This window comes from Streptosporangium lutulentum (assembly GCF_030811455.1).
GTDB lineage: Bacteria > Actinomycetota > Actinomycetes > Streptosporangiales > Streptosporangiaceae > Streptosporangium > Streptosporangium lutulentum.
The window spans coordinates 10,165,510-10,187,496 of record NZ_JAUSQU010000001.1 but is presented as its reverse complement, the minus strand read 5'-3'; the positions used below and the strand labels follow the sequence as shown (position 1 = coordinate 10,187,496).

General features: G+C 68.6%; 17 protein-coding genes. 5 read left to right on the top strand and 12 right to left on the bottom strand.

Translation table 11 applies throughout. The features are described from left to right. Positions 1 to 70 precede the first annotated feature (70 nt). Complete coding sequence (locus tag J2853_RS45785) at positions 71 to 532, top strand: NUDIX hydrolase (protein ID WP_307568333.1); 462 nt, start codon at positions 71 to 73, stop codon at positions 530 to 532. A gap of 443 nt (positions 533 to 975) precedes the next feature. On the opposite strand, the gene J2853_RS45780 is transcribed toward J2853_RS45785, so the two are convergent. Then, on the bottom strand, positions 976 to 1,470 hold the full coding sequence (locus tag J2853_RS45780) for a GNAT family N-acetyltransferase (RefSeq protein ID WP_307568331.1): 495 nt from the start codon (positions 1,468 to 1,470) through the stop codon (positions 976 to 978). After that, positions 1,467 to 3,023 (bottom strand): NsdA family TPR-like regulatory protein, encoded by a 1,557-nt coding sequence (locus J2853_RS45775; protein WP_370879505.1) that lies wholly within the window; start codon positions 3,021 to 3,023, stop codon positions 1,467 to 1,469. The genes J2853_RS45780 and J2853_RS45775 overlap by 4 nt, the downstream gene beginning before the upstream one ends. 336 nt (positions 3,024 to 3,359) lie before the next feature. Between J2853_RS45775 and J2853_RS45770 the strand changes: the two genes are divergently transcribed. The 4 genes from J2853_RS45770 to J2853_RS45755 all read left to right on the top strand — a co-directional run bounded on the left by J2853_RS45770 (position 3,360) and on the right by J2853_RS45755 (position 7,322). Continuing rightward, positions 3,360 to 3,644 (top strand): hypothetical protein, encoded by a 285-nt coding sequence (locus J2853_RS45770; protein ID WP_307568326.1) that lies wholly within the window; start codon positions 3,360 to 3,362, stop codon positions 3,642 to 3,644. A gap of 449 nt (positions 3,645 to 4,093) precedes the next feature. Then, the gene (locus J2853_RS45765; protein WP_307568324.1) at positions 4,094 to 5,119 is read left to right on the top strand and encodes a mechanosensitive ion channel family protein; all 1,026 of its coding nucleotides are present in this window, start codon (positions 4,094 to 4,096) and stop codon (positions 5,117 to 5,119) included. Positions 5,120 to 5,364: 245 nt separating this feature from the next. Beyond that, on the top strand, positions 5,365 to 5,763 hold the full coding sequence (locus tag J2853_RS45760) for a globin (RefSeq protein ID WP_307568322.1): 399 nt from the start codon (positions 5,365 to 5,367) through the stop codon (positions 5,761 to 5,763). A 23-nt stretch (positions 5,764 to 5,786) separates the two neighbouring features. Beyond that, on the top strand, positions 5,787 to 7,322 hold the full coding sequence (locus J2853_RS45755; protein WP_307568320.1) for a glycoside hydrolase family 13 protein: 1,536 nt from the start codon (positions 5,787 to 5,789) through the stop codon (positions 7,320 to 7,322). Between the two features lie 129 nt (positions 7,323 to 7,451). On the opposite strand, the gene J2853_RS45750 is transcribed toward J2853_RS45755, so the two are convergent. From J2853_RS45750 to J2853_RS45705, 10 genes are all read right to left on the bottom strand, one after another. Then, positions 7,452 to 7,895: an acyl-CoA thioesterase gene (locus J2853_RS45750; RefSeq protein WP_307568318.1), complete on the bottom strand. Its 444-nt coding sequence runs from the start codon at positions 7,893 to 7,895 to the stop codon at positions 7,452 to 7,454. A gap of 72 nt (positions 7,896 to 7,967) precedes the next feature. Then, on the bottom strand, positions 7,968 to 9,632 hold the full coding sequence (gene ettA / locus J2853_RS45745) for an energy-dependent translational throttle protein EttA (RefSeq protein WP_307568316.1): 1,665 nt from the start codon (positions 9,630 to 9,632) through the stop codon (positions 7,968 to 7,970). A 25-nt stretch (positions 9,633 to 9,657) separates the two neighbouring features. Next, the gene (locus J2853_RS45740) at positions 9,658 to 10,956 is read right to left on the bottom strand and encodes a sensor domain-containing diguanylate cyclase (RefSeq protein WP_307568315.1); all 1,299 of its coding nucleotides are present in this window, start codon (positions 10,954 to 10,956) and stop codon (positions 9,658 to 9,660) included. A 561-nt stretch (positions 10,957 to 11,517) separates the two neighbouring features. Then, complete coding sequence (locus J2853_RS45735; RefSeq protein ID WP_307568313.1) at positions 11,518 to 12,375, bottom strand: single-stranded DNA-binding protein; 858 nt, start codon at positions 12,373 to 12,375, stop codon at positions 11,518 to 11,520. 203 nt (positions 12,376 to 12,578) lie between these two features. Then, a complete protein-coding gene (locus J2853_RS45730) occupies positions 12,579 to 14,219 on the bottom strand; it encodes a GTP-binding protein (RefSeq protein ID WP_307568311.1) in 1,641 nt (546 codons plus the stop codon). Continuing rightward, the gene (locus J2853_RS45725; RefSeq protein ID WP_307568310.1) at positions 14,216 to 16,390 is read right to left on the bottom strand and encodes a dynamin family protein; all 2,175 of its coding nucleotides are present in this window, start codon (positions 16,388 to 16,390) and stop codon (positions 14,216 to 14,218) included. Before J2853_RS45725 ends, J2853_RS45730 begins: the two co-directional genes overlap by 4 nt. Before the next feature lie 1,055 nt (positions 16,391 to 17,445). Next, positions 17,446 to 18,678, bottom strand: a complete 1,233-nt coding sequence (gene cobA, locus J2853_RS45720) for a uroporphyrinogen-III C-methyltransferase (RefSeq protein ID WP_307568308.1) — start codon at positions 18,676 to 18,678, stop codon at positions 17,446 to 17,448. A 154-nt stretch (positions 18,679 to 18,832) separates the two neighbouring features. Then, complete coding sequence (locus J2853_RS45715; protein ID WP_307568307.1) at positions 18,833 to 20,020, bottom strand: nicotinate-nucleotide--dimethylbenzimidazole phosphoribosyltransferase; 1,188 nt, start codon at positions 20,018 to 20,020, stop codon at positions 18,833 to 18,835. 50 nt (positions 20,021 to 20,070) lie between these two features. Continuing rightward, on the bottom strand, positions 20,071 to 20,898 hold the full coding sequence (locus tag J2853_RS45710; protein ID WP_307568305.1) for a sirohydrochlorin chelatase: 828 nt from the start codon (positions 20,896 to 20,898) through the stop codon (positions 20,071 to 20,073). 313 nt (positions 20,899 to 21,211) lie between these two features. Next, the gene (locus J2853_RS45705) at positions 21,212 to 21,754 is read right to left on the bottom strand and encodes a GNAT family N-acetyltransferase (protein WP_307568304.1); all 543 of its coding nucleotides are present in this window, start codon (positions 21,752 to 21,754) and stop codon (positions 21,212 to 21,214) included. Positions 21,755 to 21,987: the final 233 nt, after the last annotated feature.

Genomic DNA, 21,987 nt, shown 5'->3' with positions numbered 1-21,987 from the left:
CCAGGTAACCGCAGGTCATACGACATATCGAACGGCTTGGCCTGGTTGACGGTGATAATGTCCCGAGCCTATGAGCGCCTCTCAGGTGAACGACCGGCCCGCGGCCCGGGTGATCTGCGTGGACGGCGCGGGCCGGGTGCTGCTGATGCACTGGCGAGACACACTCAGCGGCCAGACCCTGTGGGAGCCGCCGGGAGGCGGGATCGACCCCGGCGAGACGCCCTTCGAGGCCGCGCGGCGCGAGCTGACCGAGGAGACCGGTCTGCCGGGCGACGCGGTGCTGAACCTGTGGGTGCCGGTGCGCCGGGATTTCCGCTGGCTCGGCGTTCACTACGCCAAGACCGAACGGTTCTACCTGGCCAGGTTCGAGAGCACCCCCGAGGTGGACCCGAAGGCGTTCACCTCCGAGGAGGAGACCACCTACCTGGGCTTCGAATGGTTCACCCCCGAGGAGATGGCCGAGTTTCCCGACATCCTCCAGCCTTCCGACCTTCTGGAGGTCGTCTCCCGAATCACCCAACTGGCCCCATAAAAGGCAAGGTGTGGATTTTTCCCCCGTGGGGGAAAAATCCACACCTTGATGCATCTGAGGGAAAACAACTCCCACAGAGGAGAGGACGCCTCCCCCGGTGGAAATTATCTCCACCTCCCAGCCCCACCCTCTTTCGGATGCGCCTGGTTTCACCAGGATTGCCCCCCTTGTTGGACCCCCGCCCTGCCTACGGCAGGGTACGGCTCGGCGCAGACCTCGGCACGTCCCGGCCTGAATCCGCAGCCAGAAGGATCAACTCAGCCGGAGAGCCCCTCACCCCTTGTGCATGACGCTGGAAGCACCACTCAGTTTGACCGTTCCGGGCTTGTGAATAATGATCTTCTTCATCGCACTCACCAAAGAATGACTACAGATACGAAGAGTAAGTATTCCTCTGTTTCGTCGGAACGCAACGCCTAATGACAGATCAGCATGAAATCCACTTACTTAACCAAGGGAGACATGGCAACAACCAGGTCTTTCTCTCCATAGATCACCACACATCCACCGCGCTCTTCCCTGCGGATCTCACGCCAGCCGTACTTGCGATAGAGCTCCATCGCGGCCGGCTGATTCAGGGTGGTGTCACCGCAGAGCCGGACGTAGCCCAGCTCGATCGCGCGCGTCTCCAGTGCCGTGACCATCTGGGCGCCGAGCCCGCGTCGCTGGAATTCCGGATGGACCCGCATGCGGCACATCTCCGCACTCTGATCGTCGACGCGGCGCAACCCGCCCATGGCGATGATGCGCCCACCGGGGATCTCCCCCACGAGGAACTCTCCGCCGTCGGCGAGATAGATCTCGTTGATCCGGGGGAAATCGTCTTCGTAGTAGACGCCGTCTCCCGGTGCGAGGCCGACCTGGGCAAGGCAGATCTGATGCAACGCCCAGACGGATTCGAGGTCAGACCAGCGATAACGCCGGATTCTGGCCTTCATGCATCACCCCCCGGGTCCTCCATCGGCGCGGCGCGCAACGCCTCCTGGAAGAGCTTGAGACCCTTGTGGTTGGGGTCCTTGGCCTCCACCTCCCTGGCCATCTCATGGGCGCGTTGCATGAGGATGCCGGGCCTGCAACCGTCGCCCAGGCTCGCGAGCGTCTTCTGGGCCATCTCCATCGCCTCGTCGATGTCACCCTCGAGAAGTTTGCACTGGGCGCGATCGAACTTGATGAAGGTCGGGTCGAGCCAGTCGGACGGACCGTACTTCGTGAGCGCCTGCTCCAGGATGAGGTCGGCCTCCATCGCCTGCCCCAGCTTCACCAGCGCGTCTCCCTGGTGGAAGTAGAGCTGGCGCTCGGTGTAGCCGAAGGTCGAGTCGTCCTGCTCGTTCGCGGTCATCTGGGAGAACGCCGCCCTGGCCCGCGACAGCGCCCGCTTGGCCTGGTCGACCACGTCCTTCTTGCCCGAACCCGACAGCATGGCCAGAGCGCGGGCCTCGACGACCGGCGCCATGGCCTGAGCCGCGCAGGGCGTCTGGCCGGCCATGTCGCGGCTCTTCTTGGCGAGGTTGAGGGCTTCGCGCGGATCTCCGTAGTAGAGCGGGACCAGGGCCTCCCTGGCCGTCACCCAGGCTCGGAGCGCGCGGTCCCCGGTCTCGTCCGCGGCCGTCCTGCCGGTCCTGAAGAAGGATCGGGCAAGCCGGTGGTCACCGAGGTTAATCATGATCATGCCGCTCAGCCCCGAGAGCTGAGCGGCCATGCGACACAGTCGCTCCTGCAGGTCCACCGGCTGGCGCTGCTCCATGGCCTTGCGCACGGCGCTGAACTCCAGGAGCACGTCGCAGAGCAGCCTCAGCGGCGGGGTGTTCATGTATTGGCGGCCGAAGCCGATGGTGGCTTCCTCCCACTGATCCAGCATCGCGGCCGAGACGGTGGCCGACACCAGGGTGTCGTCCATCCTTCTGCGAATGTTCTCCACAGATCCGAGTACCTGCCCGTCCAGCGCGATGCCGGTCCCGGCCAGGAGCTGTAAAAGCGTTCTCCGTAGCACGTTCTCGTCCTCCTCACCCCCGACCACAGAAGAGGCGCCTCTGATCGCCTGGATCAGCGACTCGTCTCGACCGGGGGACGTATCGGGTTTTCCATCGTGGAGATCGCCTCGGACCACCCCTGACAGCCTGTGACCGTGGCCACAGATGCAGGGGCCGTCGTATCCGAGGGAGACCGGTTCGACCCGGTAGGCGGTGCACAGGTAGTGGAGGTATTCGGGACCGGGCCGTTTCAGCCCGCTCTCATAGGCGGAGAGAAGCGTCTCACCTATACCTGGTGCCGATTTTCCGTCACGTTCGAACAGCGCCCTTATCTGTTCGATCACATCCGCGAGGGCGACGCCATGCGCAAGGCGATGACCTTTAATCCTTGTTGTCCCAAATTGTGGATTACACTTTTCATAGATCAACTCGGCGATATGCGCCGAGCCCTGCCCGACAGCCAGGCCTTTGGCCCGAATCTGCCGCGCTAATTCCGTCTCCCTGTGCTGCCTGCCGGACATACCGGCCCCTCTCTCGTGGCCAGCTGGGCTGGCTGGCACACTTGTCCCGACCGGTCCTCTCCCTTGACTCAGTGTGATTCGGTTGTCGCACTGTGCCTATTGAGAATGATGGACCACGCTTGACTCATCCGGAACGTGCAAATAAAGCCACCGGCTAAGGATCGTCCACCGCCGGACTGTTTCTTTCAACCTACTTGGGAGAAGGCATACCCTGATCTGGGTTTTCCTCACGTTGACCCACGGGCCTCAGTGGGCCATGTTTGGCTCACAGCACCGAATACGTGATCAATCGAACGCGATTCGGTGCGGACGCCAAAACCCAAAAGGAGGGACGAGGTGGGGGAAAACGACTTCGGGCACCTGGAACGACTGGTGTCAGAACTTGACTCCCGCGGGCTGCACGCCCGGGTGGTACGGACCCAGTCGGGTCGTGCCTTCGTCCGTGTGATCAACCCGAACGCGACCAGCCTGGCGGAGAACGTCACCTGCCGAGCGCAGGCCGCCCCCAGCTGCCCGGATTGGTACTACTGGTGGTCCTGGGGTGAGCGGATGCACACGGCGGAGGACCCCGCCGGTGCCGCGACCAAGGTCGCACGCGTACTCGCCGCGGTGGGGGAGTGAGTGAGCGGTGCGCCTGACGGCGTTCGTCGCCCGGGCGCACCGCTCCTACCGCGGCTCGACGGGGCCGACGGGGTGACCGGTGCGGAGCGTCCTCGGACGCTGGTCACCCCGTCGGCTTCGAACCTCCCGATCGAACCCGTCGACAGGCCCTCTCAGCCGGCCCGTCGATCGGCTTCGAAACACGGAGAACACAAGCTGCCGCCCGGGTCTCGTCCGGGCGGCAACCGGAGGGATCTCTCTCGGAAACGGCACGGGACACGCTTCCGGGTGCGCGTCCCGTACGAGCCGTCCGTCACCGGAGCATTCGAACTCACCCCCCGCGGCCCTGAGCTCGGATGTCCCCGTCTTCCCCGGCGTGATGTGACGGCGGCCGGTTCGGTCGGCAAAATAGGTGGGTCGCTTGATTTGCCCGTCTTGTCGAACGATCCGATCCGAGGGGGATCCACTCCGTGTCCTTGCTTGTCCCCATGCTCGCGATAAGCCCCCCTCCCACCCCACCTCCGTCCGCGCCACCCATCGATGCGGCGATCGACGATCTGGTGAACGCGAGCATGGGCTTGACCAGGGGCTGCGAGGGCAGCGGAGGGGCTCTCTGCGATCTCATGCGGACCGTCCTGCCGGACACTTTCGCACCCCTGGTCGCGGGTCTGGTCGCCATCGTGCTGGTCCTGCTGATCGCCCTGATCTTCCGCAAGGTGGCCCATCGTCTGATCACCCGGGTGGTGAGGCGCGCGTCCTCCGGGCGCGCCTCCCTCGCCGGACGCCTGCGCGGCCGGGAGCCGTCGACCCCCGAGGGGCTCGACGCGATCGTGGCCGAGCGGCGCAGGCAACGGGCCGAGACCATCGGCTCGGTGCTCAAGCACATCGCCTCGATCGTCATCCTGGGCACCGCGGTCCTGACCGTCCTCGACAAACTCTCCATTCCCATCGCCCCCCTGCTGACCAGCGTCGGCATTCTGGGCGTGGCGATCGGCTTCGGCGCCCAGGAACTCGTCAAGGACTTCATCGCGGGCATGTTCATGCTCCTGGAGGATCAGTACGGCGTGGGCGACGTGATCGACGCCGGTGCCGCGATCGGCACCGTCGAGGCGGTCACCCTGCGCATCACCCGCCTGCGCGACATCGACGGCCGGGTCTGGTACGTCCGCAACGGCACCATCACCCGCGTCGGCAACGAGTCCCAGGGCTGGTCCCGCGCGGCGGTGGACGTGCCGGTGGCCTACACCTCCGACATCCCCGCGGTCCGCGAGATCCTGGAGGAGGTGACCAACGAGATCTGGGCCGATCCCGCCTACCGCGACTCCGTCATCGTCGAGGAGCCCCAGGTCTGGGGGATCGAGCAGATCTCCGACACGGCCATCATCTTCCGGATCAGCGCCAAGACCCTCCCGTCCAAGCAGGCCCAGGTCGCCCGGGAGCTCCGCATCCGCGTCAAGTCCGCTCTGGACCGCGCCTCCATCCCGATCGCGGGCTGACGTCACCGGACACTCCGCGAGGAGGCACCGCTTGTGTTTTCGCGGGGGTGTGCGGGCCAGGGTGTTCCGCGCCGGCCAAGCGGGATGTTCTTGTTCGAACGCGGCGAGGCGTGCCGCGGCCGCGCGGGTGCGGAGCTCCCGGGCCGCCCGGGCCGGTGAACCGTGAACCGACAGACCCGGCGGGAAGGCCGGGTGCTGGAATCTCTGATTTTCAAACCGGTGACGACGTCAATTAGGCTTAACGCGTGTCCGCGATCCCCGAGGAACCTCAGTCCTTCTACGACGCCGTCGGCGGCGAAGAGGCCTTCAGACGTCTCGTCCACCGTTTCTACGAGGGAGTGGCGGACGACCCGCTGCTACGGCCTCTCTACCCCGAGGAAGACCTCACCGGAGCCGAAGAACGGCTACGCCTCTTCCTGATCCAATACTGGGGTGGCCCCAACACCTACAGTCTCCAGCGCGGTCACCCCCGTCTGCGGATGCGGCACAACCCGTTCGTCATCGGCCCTGACGAGCGCGACGCCTGGCTGAGGCACATGCATGACGCGGTGGCCTCGCTGGAGCTCCCCGAGGAGCTGGAGAAGCGCCTCTGGGACTACCTGGTCTACGCGGCGCAGAGCATGATGAACGCCCCTCACGCATAAACCCCTTCAAGCGGGGGCAATCGATGCACATGGAAATCCCCTGGTGGCGTGATGCCGTCGTCTACGAGATCTACGTTCGCAGCTTCGCCGACGCCTCGGGAGACGGCGTCGGCGATCTGCCCGGTATCCGGCAGCGCCTGCCGTACCTCGCCGAACTCGGCGTGGACGCGATCTGGCTGACCCCCTTCTACCGCTCCCCCATGGCCGACGGCGGCTACGACGTGGCGGATTACCGTGACGTCGACCCCCTTTTCGGCACCCTCGCCGACTTCGACGCGCTCGTCGCGGAGGCTCACCGGCTCGGGCTGCGGGTGATCGTGGACATCGTGCCGAACCACAGCTCCTCCGAGCACGAATGGTTCCAGGCCGCGCTACGGGGCGAGGGACGCGAGCGCTACATGTTCCGCGACGGCGGGGACCTGCCGCCCAACAACTGGCAGTCCACCTTCAGCGGCCCGGCCTGGACCAAGACGCCCGACGGGCAGTGGTACCTGCACTTGTTCGCCTCCGGTCAGCCGGACTTCAACTGGCGCAACCCCGAGGTGCACGCCGAGTTTCTCGACGTGCTGCGGTTCTGGCTGGATCGGGAGGTGGACGGGTTCAGGATCGACGTGGCGATGGGCCTGTACAAGGCCGAGGGCCTGCCGGACACCCCGCCGGAGGATCAGGCGTTCAAGGCCGAGTCGCCGATCTGGGGACGACCCGAGGTCCACGAGGTGTATCGGGAGTGGCGCAAGGTGCTCGACTCCTACCCGGGCGAGCGGATGGCCATCGGCGAGGTCTGGACCGACTCCGCCGAGGACCTCGCGCTCTACGTCCGTCCCGACGAACTGCACCAGAGCTTCAACTTCGCCTGGCTGGAGGCCCCCTGGTCCGCGCCGGCGTTCAGAAAGATCATCGACGACACCCTCGACGCGGTGACCGCCCCCACCTGGGTGCTCTCCAACCACGACGTGGTCCGTCACGTCACCCGGTACGGCGAGGGCCTGACCGATTCCACGCCGGGCCTCGCCCGTGGCCGCGCGGCGCTGCTCGCCATGCTCGCCCTGCCCGGATCGGCATATTTGTACCAAGGGGAGGAACTCGGCCTCCCCGAGGTGAAGGATCTTCCCCCGGAGGCCCGTCAGGACCCCATCTTCGTCCGCTCCGAGGGCAGGCTGCCCGGCCGGGACGGCTGCCGGGTCCCCCTTCCCTGGTCCGGCGCCGCCGAGCCGTACGGCTTCTCCCCCGACGGGGTCCGGCCCTGGCTGCCCCAGCCCGCCGAGTGGGCCACGCTGAACGCCGAGCGCCAGGCGGGCGACCCCGGCTCGACCCTGAGCTTCTATCAGGAGGCCCTGCGCGCCCGCCGCGCGCTGCGCGGCTCCCTCGACGACCGGGTCACCTGGCTGGAGTCCCCCGCGGACGCCTTGTTCTTCAGCCGCGGCCCGCTGACCTGTGTCATCAACTGCGGCTCCGAGCCGGTACAGCTTCCGCCGCACGACCGGGTCCTGATCGGCAGCGCCCCCATCGAGGGCCATCTGCTCCTTCCGGACACGGCGGCCTGGCTGTACACCCCGTGACCCACCGGCGTACGCCGTCCTGAACACGGGCGCCCGGGACGGCGGCCTGCCCGTACACGGGGCCGTCCCGAGCACGGGCGCCCGGGTCGGCTCGGTGACCTCACACGAACGCGGGAGATCCGGTGGGCGCTACCCGGCGGGGACGAACCGGCGCAGGTAGGTGAGTTCCTCCTGGTTCAGCCGCCGGGGAGCGGCCCGCGCCACGTCGTAGGCGACGAGCACCGAGCGGGCCCGGACGAAGGTCTCCTCATCGTCGCGGATCTCGTAGTCGAGGGTGAACCGCACCGGCCGGACCTCGGTCACCCAGCTTTCCACCCGGACCGGATCCGGCCGGAAGGTGAGGGGACGCCGATAGTCGATCTCGTGCCGGGCGATCACGAGCCCCCTGAAAGGAGGCATGCCCTCCCGGTGGGGGTCGATGTGGAACATCGCCAGCCGCGCGTCCTCAAGGTAGTCGAGGAATCGCACGTTGTTGACGTGGCCGAGCGAGTCGACGTCGGCGAACCTCACCGCTCGGGGGAACACATGCCGGTGGCTACGGCTGACGCCGTCCGTGACGCTCTGTCCTAACACACCGAGAACGGTAGCGAGCCCCCGGTACCCCGCCGTACGGCGGGGTACCGGGGGCTCCTTGGCCGATTCACCTCAGTCGCGGGTGAGCCTGCGGTAGGTGACACGGTGCGGGCGGGCCGCGTCGACGCCCAGCCGTTCGATCTTGTTCTTCTCGTAGTCGGCGTAGTTGCCCTCGAACCAGAACCAGTTCGAGCCCTCTTCCCACGCGAGGATGTGGGTGGCGATGCGGTCGAGGAACCACCGGTCGTGCGAGGTGATGACGGCGCAGCCGGGGAACTCCAGCAACGCGTTCTCCAGGCTGGAGAGCGTCTCGGTGTCGAGGTCGTTGGTGGGCTCGTCGAGCAGCAGCACGTTGCCGCCCTGCTTGAGGGTCAGCGCCAGGTTGAGCCGGTTGCGCTCGCCACCGGACAGGATGCCGGCCTTCTTCTGCTGGTCCGGGCCCTTGAACCCGAACGCGGCGATGTAGGCGCGGGACGGCATCTCGACCTGGCCGACCTTGATGTAGTCGAGCCCGTCGGAGACGACCTCCCAGATGTTCTTGGCCGGGTCGATGCCGCCCCGGCTCTGGTCCGCGTAAGAGATCTTGACGGTCTCACCGACGACGATCTCACCGCTGTCCGGCGTCTCGCTTCCGGTGATCATCCGGAACAGCGTCGTCTTGCCGACGCCGTTCGGCCCGATGATGCCGACGAGGCCGTTACGCGGCAGGTCGAAGGAGAGGCCGTCCATCAGGACCCGGTCCTCGAAGCCCTTGGTGAGCTTCTCGGCGCGGATGACCGTGGTGCCCAGGCGCGGGCCCGGCGGGATCTGGATCTCCTCGAAGTCAAGCTTGCGGTGCTTGTCGGCCTCGGAGGCCATCTCCTCGTAGCGCTGCAGACGCGCCCGGCTCTTGGTCTGGCGCGCCCTGGCGTTGGAGCGGACCCATTCGAGCTCCTCCTCCAGGCGCTTCTTGCGCTTGGCGTCCTTCTGGCCCTCAAGCTTGAGCCGGGCCGCCTTGGCCTCCAGGTAGGTGGAGTAGTTGCCCTCGTAGGGGTGGCAACGACCGCGGTCGAGCTCCAGGATCCAGTTGGCCACGTTGTCCAGGAAGTAACGGTCGTGGGTGACGGCCAGGACGGTGCCGGGGTATTTCTCAAGGTGGGACTCAAGCCACTGGACGCTCTCGGCGTCCAGATGGTTGGTGGGCTCGTCGAGCAGAAGCAGGTCGGGCTGTTCGAGCAGCAGCTTGCACAGCGCGACCCGGCGGCGCTCACCACCCGAGAGCTGGGTGACCTCGGAGTCCGGCGGCGGGCAGCGGAGGGCGTCCATCGCCTGCTCCAGCTGGCTTTCGAGATCCCACCCGTTACGGTGGTCGAGCGCTTCCTGCAGCGTTCCCATCTCGTCCAGGAGCGCGTCACTGTAGTCGGTGGCCATGAGCTCGGCGATCTCGTTGTATCGATCGAGCATGGCCTTGGTCTCGGCGACGCCCTCTTCGACGTTGCCGAGCACGGTCTTGGATTCGTTGAGCGGGGGTTCCTGCTGAAGCATGCCGACGCTGAAGCCGGGCATGAGCCGGGCGTCGCCGTTGGACGGCTGCTCCAGGCCCGCCATCATCTTCAGCAGCGTCGACTTTCCGGTGCCGTTGGGGCCCAGGACGCCGATCTTGACGCCCGGCAGGAACGACAGCGTCACATCGTCGAGGACGACCTTGTCGCCGTGCGCCTTGCGCACGCGCTGCATTGTGTAGATGTACTCCGGCATGCCTTTAGTTTAGGGCCTGCTGAGCTCAGCTAGGGGCGGACTCCGCTCCAGCGCGACGGGCAGGGGGCACAACCGTGGCGGGCAGGCAGATTCGGTCGCGGCCGAGCTCCTTGGCTCGGTAAAGGGCCAGATCGGCTGCGGCGAGCAGTTCGATCAGGTCGTCGCCGTGCACGCTCATGATCGCGACCCCGACCGAGATCGTCACGGTGATCATGTTGTCGTCGGCCGGAACCGCCATCCGCCCCACCCGGGACCGCAGCCGCTCGGCGACCCTGCGGGCCTCGGTGACATCGGCTCTGGGCAGCAGGACGACGAACTCCTCGCCGCCGAAGCGGCCCACCACGTCGTAGTCACGGAGCTGGCTGCGGATGGTGGAGGCCACGCCCACCAGCACCTGATCGCCGATCAGATGGCCGTAGGTGTCGTTGACCCGTTTGAAGTGGTCGATGTCGACGATGAGCAGGGCGAGCGTCTCGCCGGTGCGACGCGCCCTGACGATCTCGGTGTCCGCCTCGCGCTGCCACGCGGCGGCGTTGAGCAGACCGGTCTTGAAGTCGGTGCGGGCCGCCGCCTGCAGCTGGGCGTGGAGCAGGCTGCGCTGGAGCAGCACCACCGGCGGCAGCGCCAGGACCAGCAGCGCCAGGTTCAGCGCGCAGGTGATAGAGACGATGACGCCGAGGCAGAGCTCGACCACGTCGAGCAGGAGACTTTCCCGATTCCACAGAACCTCCCGCCAGCGGCTGTCGGGGTCGGCGGCGTGTGCGGCGATGGCGATCAGCGCGGTGTTGATCACCGTGAAGAGCACGGCGCAGCCGATCGCGGCGAGGATGGGCCCCCCGGCGCCCTTGGTCAGCGCGGCCAGGCCGTCGGTGGTGCCGTGGAAGAGCAGCGAGGCCGCGCATCCGGCCAGGCCGATCGCCGCCGAGCTGAAGACCCTTCGGTAGACGACCGTCTCACGCACCCGTTTCTGCAGCAGGAACTGGAGCGGGATGGGCGCGAGAAGGGCGTAGAGCGGCGGCAGGAGCAGCGCGGCCGGCAGCCACCAGGCGGAGAGCAGATCACGGGAGACGCCCGCGGGCATCCCGAGCCTGCGGGTCGCCTCGATGCAGACGGCGCCACACGCCATCAGAGCGGTGAAGGTGAGCAGATCAGACCAGTGGAAATCGCCGGATACGACAAAGAACAGGATTGCGGCGACGTCCAGGGCCACGACCCCGCAGATGTAACCAACCAGCGCGCGACGCTGCCCAAGCAGAGGCCATCTATCGGCCAAGAGTGTCACGCCGCCGTGTGGCTTGACCGAGGTGTGACTGGGAGCCGCCATGTCGTCCCCCTCTCCGACTAACGATGTGTAACACAATAGTTGCGGAGTGTGCGGCATGCGATGGGAACCGCTACCTTTGGCGGAGTGGGCCAGCTCACCAGTTGGTTCACGAATGGAACCGCTCGCTCGCGAGCGGACCGTGTGGGAAAGGAGCAGCCATGCGGCGGGGCGTGACCTGGACCTAACAGGTGTCTCGGCATCCGACACGGGCATGACCATCGGCCGGTTTCATCTCGGCGCCGCCGCGCTCTCGCGAAGGCACCGACCGCGTCCGGCCGATGCCCCCTCACCCTCCGGTCTCACCCTCCGGGCTCCGATGCACCTCACCCTCCAGGCTCCGACCTCACCTCCCGGCCTTCGATCTCACCCTCCAGGCTCCGACGCATCCTGCTCCTTCCGGATCTCACCCCCGGATGTCGACGCGCCTCTTCTCTCCGGCTCCGTCGAGGGCGCCGCCCACCTCGTGCCCGGGCACCGCCGGGGTGCTCCCCGGCCTCATCCTCAGATACCGCCGCATGGGGCCCACCTGCGGCCCGGCTCCGCCGTCGCGGGAAACCCGGCTCAGGCCGCCACGTCTTCTTCCGTGGGCCACGGTGTGTCGTCCTTCGCCGCCCGGTCGGCCCGCCTCTCCTTCTCCCCCGGTTTCCCACCGGCCAGGCCCTCCCCCGCTCCGGTTTCCTTACCCGCGGCCCTTCTACGGGTCGTCTCCCTCGACGTCGTGCCCGGCTTGCCCGCACCCGGCTTCTCCGGCTTTCCCCCGCCGGGGTTTCCCATGCCAAGCTCCCAGCTGACCATCTCGTCCTCCGTCTCCTCGCTCGTCTCCGGAGCCTCGCCCTCCGGCCCGCGACCCGTCGTGCCCGGCTCGCTCCCGGCGGCGCCCTCACTCGCCGCGCCGCCTTCGGTCTCCGTCACCTCGCCGTCTCCACCTGCGGCCTTCACCAGGGCCAGGGCCCCGGAGGCACTCGCCTCGTCGGGGGCCGCGCCGCCCATCGCCCAGTCGAACGTCTCGCGATCGAGCTCGCTCCGCTCCTCCCTGCCCAGGGTCGGGGTCGCTCCGCCCCGCTGTGGCTTGGCGAAGCTGCCGAGCCCCCAGCGAAGGTCGTGCCCGAGCGAGTTGGCCTCCACCTCGGGCATGAAGCGGCGCTCGCCCTCATGGGTGAACTCACGGATTCGCAACCGCCCCTGGACGACGACCGGCTGGCCCAGGTGGACCGACTGGGCGACGTTGTCGGCGAGCCCGCGGAAACAGCGGACACCGAAGTAGGTCGTGTCACCGTTGCGCCACTGCTGGTTCTCCCTGTCGAAGTAACGGCTCGTCGTGGCGACCTTGAGCGAGGTGACCCGCGAGCCGTCGGGGAAGGTGTGCTGGCGCGGCGGGGCCGCGACGTTACCGGTCAGCGTGACGTAGATGTCGTTCATCGTGCCTCCCATGGATGCCGGCGGACTGCCGGCGGCATGGGACACACGATGGCCCGCACCGGCCCCGGCCCGGACTGCCGAATCACGTTCTGGGGAAAACCGTCCGGGCTCGCGGCACGGCTGTGGACGACGGCGGCACGGCTTCGGAAGGCACCGACGCGGGGAACACCACGACTACCAGCGGAGTCGTGAGCGGTGCGGGATCAGCCCCGCATGCTCCGCATGGCCATGGAGAACTCGTTGTACCGGGCCAGTTCACGCTCCACCGGCTCGATCACCATGCTCTCGGCCACCCCCGCGACCCTGCGGCGCATCTCCCGTTCCAGGCGGTCGCGCTCGTTGCCCGCGCCGAGCACGATGAAGTTCCGGCTGGCCACGGCGGTGAGGAGTCCGAGCCCCAGAACGGAGAGCATCATCAGCCCCACCCATGGCAACGACGCCGTCTCACCGAAGACGACCAGGTTCGAGGGCAGTTTGCCGATGCCGAGCACGCCGTAGAGGACGGTCGTGCCGACCCAGGCGACGCCCGCGACGAACAGCAGGACCAGCAGGTACTGCCAGACGAGAAGCAGCCGCCACCAGACGGGGACCCGGTCCAGGCGTGGGGCGATCTCCGACAGCTCCTCGGAAAGCACCTGGGGCAGCTGGGCCGAGCGGGAACGCGCGGCGTCCCTGATCCCGTTCTGCCAGGCCTCGTGCATCCCGGAGGTCAGGCCGTCGGAAAGGGCGTGGACCGCGTTGTCCACCTCGGCCGGCTGCGCGCTGACCGAGTCTCCCGCGACCCCCCGGATCTCGTCCCTCAGGTCACTCAGACGCAGGCTGTTGAGCGGGTCGGGACGAAGCTTCGCGACCCAGCGGGCGTACGGCCAGCCGATCCACTCGATGGACCGCACGCCGTAGACGTTCTCCAACGCCTCGCCCACCGCGGGCACCCCGACCGCGTCGCACAGGGCGTCGGTGAGGCCGATCCTGCGGGCGTCGTCGACGGAGGCCGGCGCGGCCGGAATCTCCCCGGTGGGGACGAGCTTCGACAGGCGGAGCGTCAGGCGGTCGAGATCGGCCTCCAGCCGCTGGACCGCGGCTCTGCGCTTGGACACGGTCTCGGCGAGGACGGCCTTGAGGCTGTCCACCCCCCTGCCCGTGATCGCGGAGGTGGCGACGATGACGGGGTCGGCGACGCCCTCGCGGCGGAGCAATCCGTTCAGGTCCGCGACGCACTCGGCCAGTTCCTCGGCCTCCAGCCGGTCGGCCTGGTTGAGCACGAAGATCGCCACTGCCTCGTGGCCGGCCAGGTCGGTCACGTAGCGGCGGTGCGTGGAGGCGTCGGCGTACTTCTGCGGGTCGAGCACCCACACGACGAGGTCGGCGATCTGGATCAGCCGGTCGGCCTCGGTGTCGGTCAGCGCCCTGATGGAGTCGTGGTCGGGCAGGTCGAGCAGGATCAGGCCGTGAAGCTGGCTCTCGCCCCTGTCGAGGGCGCTGGCCCTGGCGAAGCGGTGCCGCCACTGGATCTGCAGCCAGTCGAGCAGCGGGCCCGCGCCCTCCAAACCCCAGACGCAGGCGTGCGTACGGGCCGTGGTCGGGCGGCGCACGCCCGTCGGTGACAGCTCCAGCCCTGAGACCGAGTTGAACAGCGTCGACTTACCGCTTCCCGTGCCTCCGGCGAGCGCGACCACGGTGTGGTCGGAGGAAAGCTTGAGCCTGTCACCGGCACGCAGCAGCAGTTGCCCCGAGTCGGCGAGAAGCTTGGGCTCGACCTTGCCCGGTCCCAGTTCCACGATCCGTGCCAGCGCGGCGAGCCGGCCGGCGAGACCTTGGCGTGTCTGGGTGGTGCCAACACTCATCGGGCGACCTCGAGGTTGTACGTTGCCTGGTAGAGGCGGGTGGCAGCGGATTCGTCCGGCACGCCCGCCCCGTCAAGGGCCTGGACATAGCGCGACGTCTCGTCGTCGAACAGCATGCCGATCCGGGCGCGGAGATCGCTTCGGGCCTTGACGCCGATGTTGCGTAACGACTCGGCACCGAGCAACGCGTGCACCAGCCGCTGCGGTAACGCCCCGGCGATGCCCCCGGCCTCGGCTGACCCGTTGCCGAACAGCTCGACGGTCAGGATCAGCGCCAGGGACTCGACATCGAACGAGACCACTCTGGCGACCGACCGCTTGGTCACGCCCTCGGTCCGGATCAGTTCGGTGATGTGGTCCTGCCAGGCGCCGATGACCCGGCCGACCTTGCGCAGGAGATCGTCGGAGGCGCGGCCGAGGCCCGGGGTGGCGATCAGGGCCTTCTCCCCCGCTTCCTGGCGGTGCAGCCAGCGAGCGGCGGTCTCCTCCGCGGCCCGCTGCGCCGCCGATACGACAACCGACTCCAGCCCCGCCCGCAGCGCGGACTTGAGCGCGCTGAGCCGCTCGGGGGCCTGCTGGGTCGCCTTCCCCGTGAGGCGACCGGGCTTGCGCAGGTGCAGAGTCCGCATGAGATCGCCCGACCCGGCGAAGTCCTGCCACCGGGCGAGCACCTCTCCGCGGAGCAGAGAGCCGTTCCTGGTGGCCTCCTCGATCTCGGCCAGCGCGTGGATGTACGCGGCGTCCACGTCGGTACGGAGATCGCTCCTGAAGGCGACCTGGGCCTCCAGTTGCCTGGCCAGCGCGGGGATACGGGTGCGGAAGCTGTTCAACGCTCCGGTCAGGGTCGTCTGTACGGCCTGCGCCCGCCGCCGGTCGTCGACCGACAGCTCGGTCAGCCAGAGCCGGAGCTCGGTGACCTCGTGGTCGGGAAGCATTCCGTCGGTGGTCCTGCCCTCGTTGATGACGAACCGGTCGACCTCACCGAGGCCGTACTCGGTCAGCATCCTGACGAAGTGTTTGGTGACCACCTCGCGGGACAGGGGCGACACCCGGGAGAGCACGATGGCCATCCGCGCCCCGCGCTCCTTGGCCAGGCGGAGCAGGCGCCAGGCCGGCGCGTCGGCGTAGCGGGCCGCGGTCGTGACGAAGATCCACAGGTCGGCCGCGTCGAGCATGCGGTGAGCGATCTCGTGGTGCTCCTCGACGACCGAGTCGATGTCCGGGGTGTCGAGTAACGCCACCCCCGGGGGGAGGCGCTCCGTGGAGACGAGCACGAGGCTGCCGGGAGCCGCCTCGGAGTCGGGCTCGCTCTGCCTCCGCAGACTGCCGAGCAGGTCGCCCTCGGCGAACCACTCGTGGTCGTCGGGGTGGCAGGCGAGAACCGGCGTGCCGGTGGTGGGGCGGCGCACGCCGGTGGCGCTGACCTTGGCATTGGCCAGGGTGTTGAGAAGTGTGGATTTGCCCGCTCCGGTCGAGCCCGCGATGACGACGAGCGCCGGGGCCGTGCTCATGTGGACCCGAGGAATGACGTAGTCGTCGAGCTGGGCCAGGATCTCGCTCTGGGTCCGCCTGGCCTCCTCGGCACCCGGGAGGTCCAGGTTGAAACGGAGATCGGTGACGCTGCCGCGCAGGGCGGTGAGCGCGTTGGTCAGGGCTTCGGAGACGACGTCCGGCAGCGGGATCTCCCGCACCCGGTCGCCCTTCGCCTCCTCCGCTCCTTCCTCGTCGCCCTCGGCCGCACCGTCGGTCTCTTCGTCGGTCTCGTCGCCGTCCTCAAAACCGGGACCCGCCTCGGAGCCGAGGCCGGGGTCGGAGCCGAGGCCGGGGTCGGTCTCATCCTCGGAGCCGAGGTCGAGGCCGGAAGCGTCAGGCTCGTCCTCGGAGTCGAGGTCGAGGCCGGAAGCATCGGTCTCGGAAGAGCCGAGGTCGGAAGCGTCGGTCTCATCCCTGGAGCCGGGGTCGGGGTCGGGATCGGAAGCGTCGGAGTCGGAAGCAGAGCTCGAACTGGATTCGGCGTCGAAGTCGGTCTCGGAGTCGAGGACGACGACGTCCGGGCCCATGTCCGTACCGGAGGAGTCCGGGCCGATGCCCGCCACGTCCGGCTCCGCATCCGCCTCGGGTCCGTCTTCGCTCGCGTCCGCCTTGCTCGCGCGGAGAGGAGGCGCGTCCACGTCCGCTCTGACGGGGGCATCCGGAGACGGGGCACCGGCATTCCCACCGGGGCTCCTCTCCCCGGCCTCCGCCGGGGGTGTCCGCTCGGCGCTCTCCGCCGTGGAAGAGGTTCGTGAGGGGGTGACGCCGCCGTTCGTACGGAAAGCGTCGGCGGTGAAGGCACCCGCGCGGGAAACGCCCGCAGGAGGGGCATCCGCGCGGGAAACGCCTGCGGGAGGAACGTCCGCAGGAGGGGCATCCGCGGGAGGAGCGTCCGCTCGGAAAGCATCCGAGGGAGGAGCATCCGTCCGGAAAGCATCCGAGGGAGGAGCGTCCGCGCGGGAGGCGACCGTACGAGAGACCTCCCTGGGAGGAACGTCCGCACGGGAGACACCCGGAGGCGCGGACGGCGCGCCGCCGCCCGCCGGCGAGGCCCCGGCACCGGAGACCGGCGCATTCGCGCCCTCCCCCCGCGAGACGTCCTTGCCCGCGGTCAACGAGGCGATGGTGGCCTCAGCCGCAGCCGCCGCAGCACGGAAAGCAGCGAACGCGTCATCCGAAGGCGACGAGACGCCGCCTCGGTCCGCACGGGAGGCGTCCGCGCGGGGAACACCCGTGGGAGGAGCGTCCGCGCGGGAGGCGACCGTACGAGAGACCTCCCTGGGAGGAACGTCCGCACGGGAGACACCCGGAGGCGCGGACGGCGCGCCGCCGCCCGCCGGCGAGGCCCCGGCACCGGAGACCGGCGCATTCGCGCCCTCCCCCCGCGAGACGTCCTTACCCGCGGTCAACGAGGCGATGGTGGCCTCAGCCGCAGCCGCCGCAGCACGGAAAGCAGCGAACGCATCATCCGAGGACGACGGTGCGGCACCACCGGTTTCTTTCCCGCTGGGAGCCGAGTCGCGGGCCTGGACGGAGGCCGCGTCATCGTCGGGACGGATGGCGCCGAAGGTGACCGTTCGCTCTCCGGGGGACTCGTCGTCGTACGGCGAGGTGTCGCCGGGCGGCTCCGGGGGGGTGCCGGCGCGGTGGTCGTCACGCCCACCCCTGTGAGGGGGCCTGTTGGCAGCCGATTTCACGGTACGCGCTCCGCTCGAACCATCTCGACCTCCTGGCCGACCTTCACGACATCGCCGACGATCACGATCGCAGGTGGCCGAATCCCAGCCGCGGTCACGCGCTCCGCCACGGTGGAGAGCGTGGCGTAAAGAGCTCGCTGGGTGGGAAGAGTACCGTCCTGTACCACCATTACGGGAGTTTCTGGCGAACGTCCGTCTCGGATGAGCGTTTCGGCGATTGCGCCGATTCGCTCAACGGCCATCATGAGCACCAGGGTCCCAGCGGATCTTGCCAGATTCGGCCAGTCGACGGTGGATTTCTCGTCACCCGGCGGAACGTGCACGGAGATCACATGGAACTCCTGGCTCACGCCGCGGTGCGTCACCGGTACGTTGGCCGCGGCGGGCACCGCGACCGGGCTGGTGATTCCGGGGACCACGATGACCGGAATGCCCTCTCGGGCACAGGCGAGCATCTCCTCGCCGCCCCGCCCGAAGACGAACGGGTCGCCGCCCTTGAGCCGGACCACGAACTTGCCCTGCTTGGCGTGCTGGATCAGCAGCTCGTTGATCTTCTCCTGGGCCATGTAACGGCCGTAGGGGATCTTCGCGGCGTCGATCAGCTCGACGTCCGGGGACAGCTCGTCGAGCAGGGCCTGCGGGGCGAGCCGGTCGGCGACGACCACGTCCGCCTGGGCGAGCAGTTGCCGCCCCCGGACCGTGATCAGTCCGGGATCGCCGGGCCCGCCGCCGACCAGGGCGACGCCGACGGGCTTGGTGCGGTTGCGCCGGGCGTCGACCGTACCGTCGCGGAGCGCCTCCACGACGGCGTCCCTGATCCCGGCCGCCCGCCGGGGGTCGCCGCCCGCGGTGACCGCCACGCCGATCTCGTCCACTTTGCCGCTGGCGGGGGTCCAGGCGGCCGACGCGTCCTTGTCGTCGGCGCGCACGCACCAGATCCGCTTGGCCTCGGCCTCGGCGGCCACCGCGGTGTTCACCGCGCGGTCGTCGGTACAGGCATGGACCAGCCAGGCCCCGTCCAGGTCACCGACCTGATACGGCCGGGCCTCCCAGACCACGCGGCCGGTGGCGATGAGATCGTCGAGAGCGTGCGTGACACTCGTCGAGATGACGGTGACCAGGGCGCCCGCTTCCAGCAGCGCCGGAACCCGCCGCTGGGCGACGCGTCCACCACCGATGACGAGCACCCGCCGCCCGGATAGGCGCAAACCGAGCAGGTAGGGCGACATGGTGACAAATCTCCCGTTCGCGATGAACCGTGAAGCATGGCATGTTAATAGGTAAACCTACCGGCTAATGGCTCCTTCTTTGCTGCCTCCGCGTTAACGGAGGTAAAGAAGCGGCGGAGCATCATTCACCGGCACGCCCCCAGCATTTCGCAGGTCAGGCCTCCTTGTCGCTGACACCGGCCGAATCGAAGGTCGCCACCTCGTGCATGACCCTGACAGCCGCGCAAACAAGCGGGTAAGCGAGCAGGCCGCCGGTGCCCTCGCCGAGCCGGAGTTCCAGCTCGACCAGGGGACGCAGGCCCAGGTGGCTCAGCGCGACGGCGTGGCCCGGCTCCGCGGAACGGTGTCCGGCCACGCAGTGGTCCACGACTGCGGGGGCCAGCGCCGCCGCCGCCAGCGCCGCCGAGCCCGCGATGACGCCGTCCAGGATGACCGGCACCCCGGCGGCCGCGCCGCCCAGGATGAAGCCCGCGATCGCCGCGTGCTCCAGGCCGCCGACCGCGGCCAGCGTCTTCATGGCCGATGCTGCCTGCGCCGTTTGCTCTATTTGAGCTGACTGTTCTTTATATTCTTTTTGCTCTATATGTACCATTTGCGGCATTTGTGCTGCATGGGCCGTCTGCGCCCCCGGGGAGGCGGCGCCGTCCGGTCCGCCCGTCAGGCCGTTCGCGAGGAGAGCCCGCCGGACCACCTCGACCTTGCGCTCCAGCGTCTCGTCGTCGACGCCGGTCCCCCTGCCCGTCGCGACGGCCGCGTCCTGCCCGGTGAACGCGCAGATCAGGGCGGCGGAGGCCGTGGTGTTGGCGATGCCCATGTCTCCGGTGATCAGGCAGCGGGCCCCCTGCTCCACGAGCTCGCGAGCCACGACCACCCCGGCCTCCAGGGCCGCGGTCACCTGCTCGGCGGTCATCGCCGGCCCCTGGGACAGGTCGGCCGTGCCGTACGCGACCTTGCTGATCCTCAGGCCGGGCGCCGGATCGAGGTCGGCGGCCACCCCGACGTCCACGACCGTCACCGAGGCGCCGACCTGTGTCGCGAAGGCGTTGGCCACGGCGCCGCCCGCGAGGAAGTTGCCGACCATCTGGAGGGTGACCTCCTGCGGCCACGGGCTCACCCCCTGAGCGTGGACGCCGTGGTCGGCCGCGAAGATCGCCAAGGCCGCCGGAGCGGGAAGCGGCGGCGGGCTGACGGCCGCGGCTCCGGCCAGCCGTACCGCCACCTCCTCCAGCGCGCCCAGCGCGCCTCGGGGTTTGGTCAGACGGTCCTGGTGGGCACGTGCCTCTGCGACGGCCACCGGATCGGCCGGCCGGATCGCGGCAATGGTCTGCTCAAGGATGGTCATGCGGTCCAGTGTCCCCTGGAAACCGGATTCCAGGGGATTGGACGAAAAGGTCACCAGGCGATGCCACTGAGCGCCTCCTCGTAGCGTTCGATGACCACGTCGGCCAGCCCTTCGCAGTCGCCGATGACGTCGGCGCAGCGGACGTCCAGGTCGGAGTGGCCCGCGGAGTAGGCCATGGCCTGGGCCCAGACGCGATCCAGCAGGCCACCGGCGAACAGCAGGTAGGGCACGAGGATCACGCGCTTGGCGCCGAGGCGGCGGCAGCGCTCGATGCCCCCGGGGACGCCGGGCGGGGTGAGGGAGATGAAGGCGGTCTCCACGGTCATGTACTCGTGGGCGTGGGTCTCCCAGAACAGGCGGGAGACGCGGTGCACGTCGGCGTTGGTGGCCGGGTCGGTGGAGCCGTCGCCGACCAGGACCACGGCGGTCTCGCCGATGTCGATGTGCTCGGGCTCCTCGTCGAGCGGCCCCGCCGCCGCCGGGACCAGCCGGAGACTGGCCACCTCGGCCGCGGCGTCGGCCAGACGCTCGGCGAGCAGCGACAGGATGCGGGGATCCGAACCCAGCGGACGACCGTGGTCGCAGGTGAGCATGGGATGTCTCTCCTGCTCACGGGCCATCGCGGAGGGGATGTCGGCGCCCAGCCACGCGTCTCCCGTGAGGCTCATCGGCAACGTCACCATCCGGTGGTGCCCGCGCGCGATCAGAGAGGAGACCGAGTCGCTGAGACGGGGCCTGGCTCTGGCGATGTATCCGCCGGACACATCGGCCGCCGTCTGATCCAGGCGACAGCGAAGGCGGTGAATGAATCTACCGAATTCAGCTGATCCGTTGTCATAGTGCGAGCCCTGCTCGATGAGCAGCAGAGGCGGTTTCATAGAGAACAGGACTCCAATGACCTTGACCTGGGATTATGCGATCGCGAGTCGCGAGGATATCCGATAACGTCGCGCCATGAACAGGTAACGGATCAATAAACTTTCCCTGGTCATATACGAGCACGATGGGCAAAGAAGATCAAATCGACCGCGGGCGCCGGGGTGGACGGCCGACCCGAAGACGTGGGCCCACGCGCCTCCGGCACGGTATCCGCGCTCGCCGTAGACGTCCAGCACGACCGGCTCCGCGTGGCGCCCGGGACCCACCCGGACACCGGGGATTCTCCTCCCCCGCGCCGCGATCGGTCATCCGTCAGGCCCGATCGGTTCTGAGCAGGCCGAACACCACAAGGTCGCACGGGCCGTCGGCGTTCGTCCCGGCGGCGCGCAGCACCCCCTCCCTGACGAACCCGGCCTTCTCCGCGACCCGGAGGGAGGCGGTGTTGTCCAGGTTGGCGCGCAGCTCGATCCTGTGCAGGGTGGTGGTCGCGAACACCCGGGCCGCCAGACCGCGCACGGCCTCGGGGGCATATCCCCGGCCCCGGTGCAGCGGGTGCACGCCGTACCCCACCTCGGTGGTTCCCGCGCCCCAAAGGGTCTTGTACAGGCTGACCGCGCCCACGATGAGCCCTTCGGCCTCCATCGCCAGGTGCACGCCCTGGCCCGAGCGGTGCAGCTCGTGCACCCCGTGGGCGAGCCACTGGGAGATGCCGGACCGGTGGCCGGGAGCGTTGGGCGGAAGGAACCGGACCCGCGCCCCCACCACCTCACGGATGCGGCTCTCGTCGCCGGGGGCGAAGCGGCGGAGCACGAGCCGTTCGGTCGTGACGGACAGATCGGGGGCGAAGGCGGTCATGCGCTTACCTTGTCGCGGAATGGGGTGATGTCGGGTTCGTCACACGAAATGTGCTGCGGAACCTGGATGTTCGCCCGTTCGAGTGTGAAAGGGATGACGGCCGTCGAACGGGGAGGCGCCGGACACGGTGATCGACGCCCTCCGGTCGCCGCCGGACGGAACGTTCGGGAATGCGGGAAAGGCGGCGGCGCTCGGATGGGGCATCGGGAGGAAAAGGCTCTGACGGGCCCGGC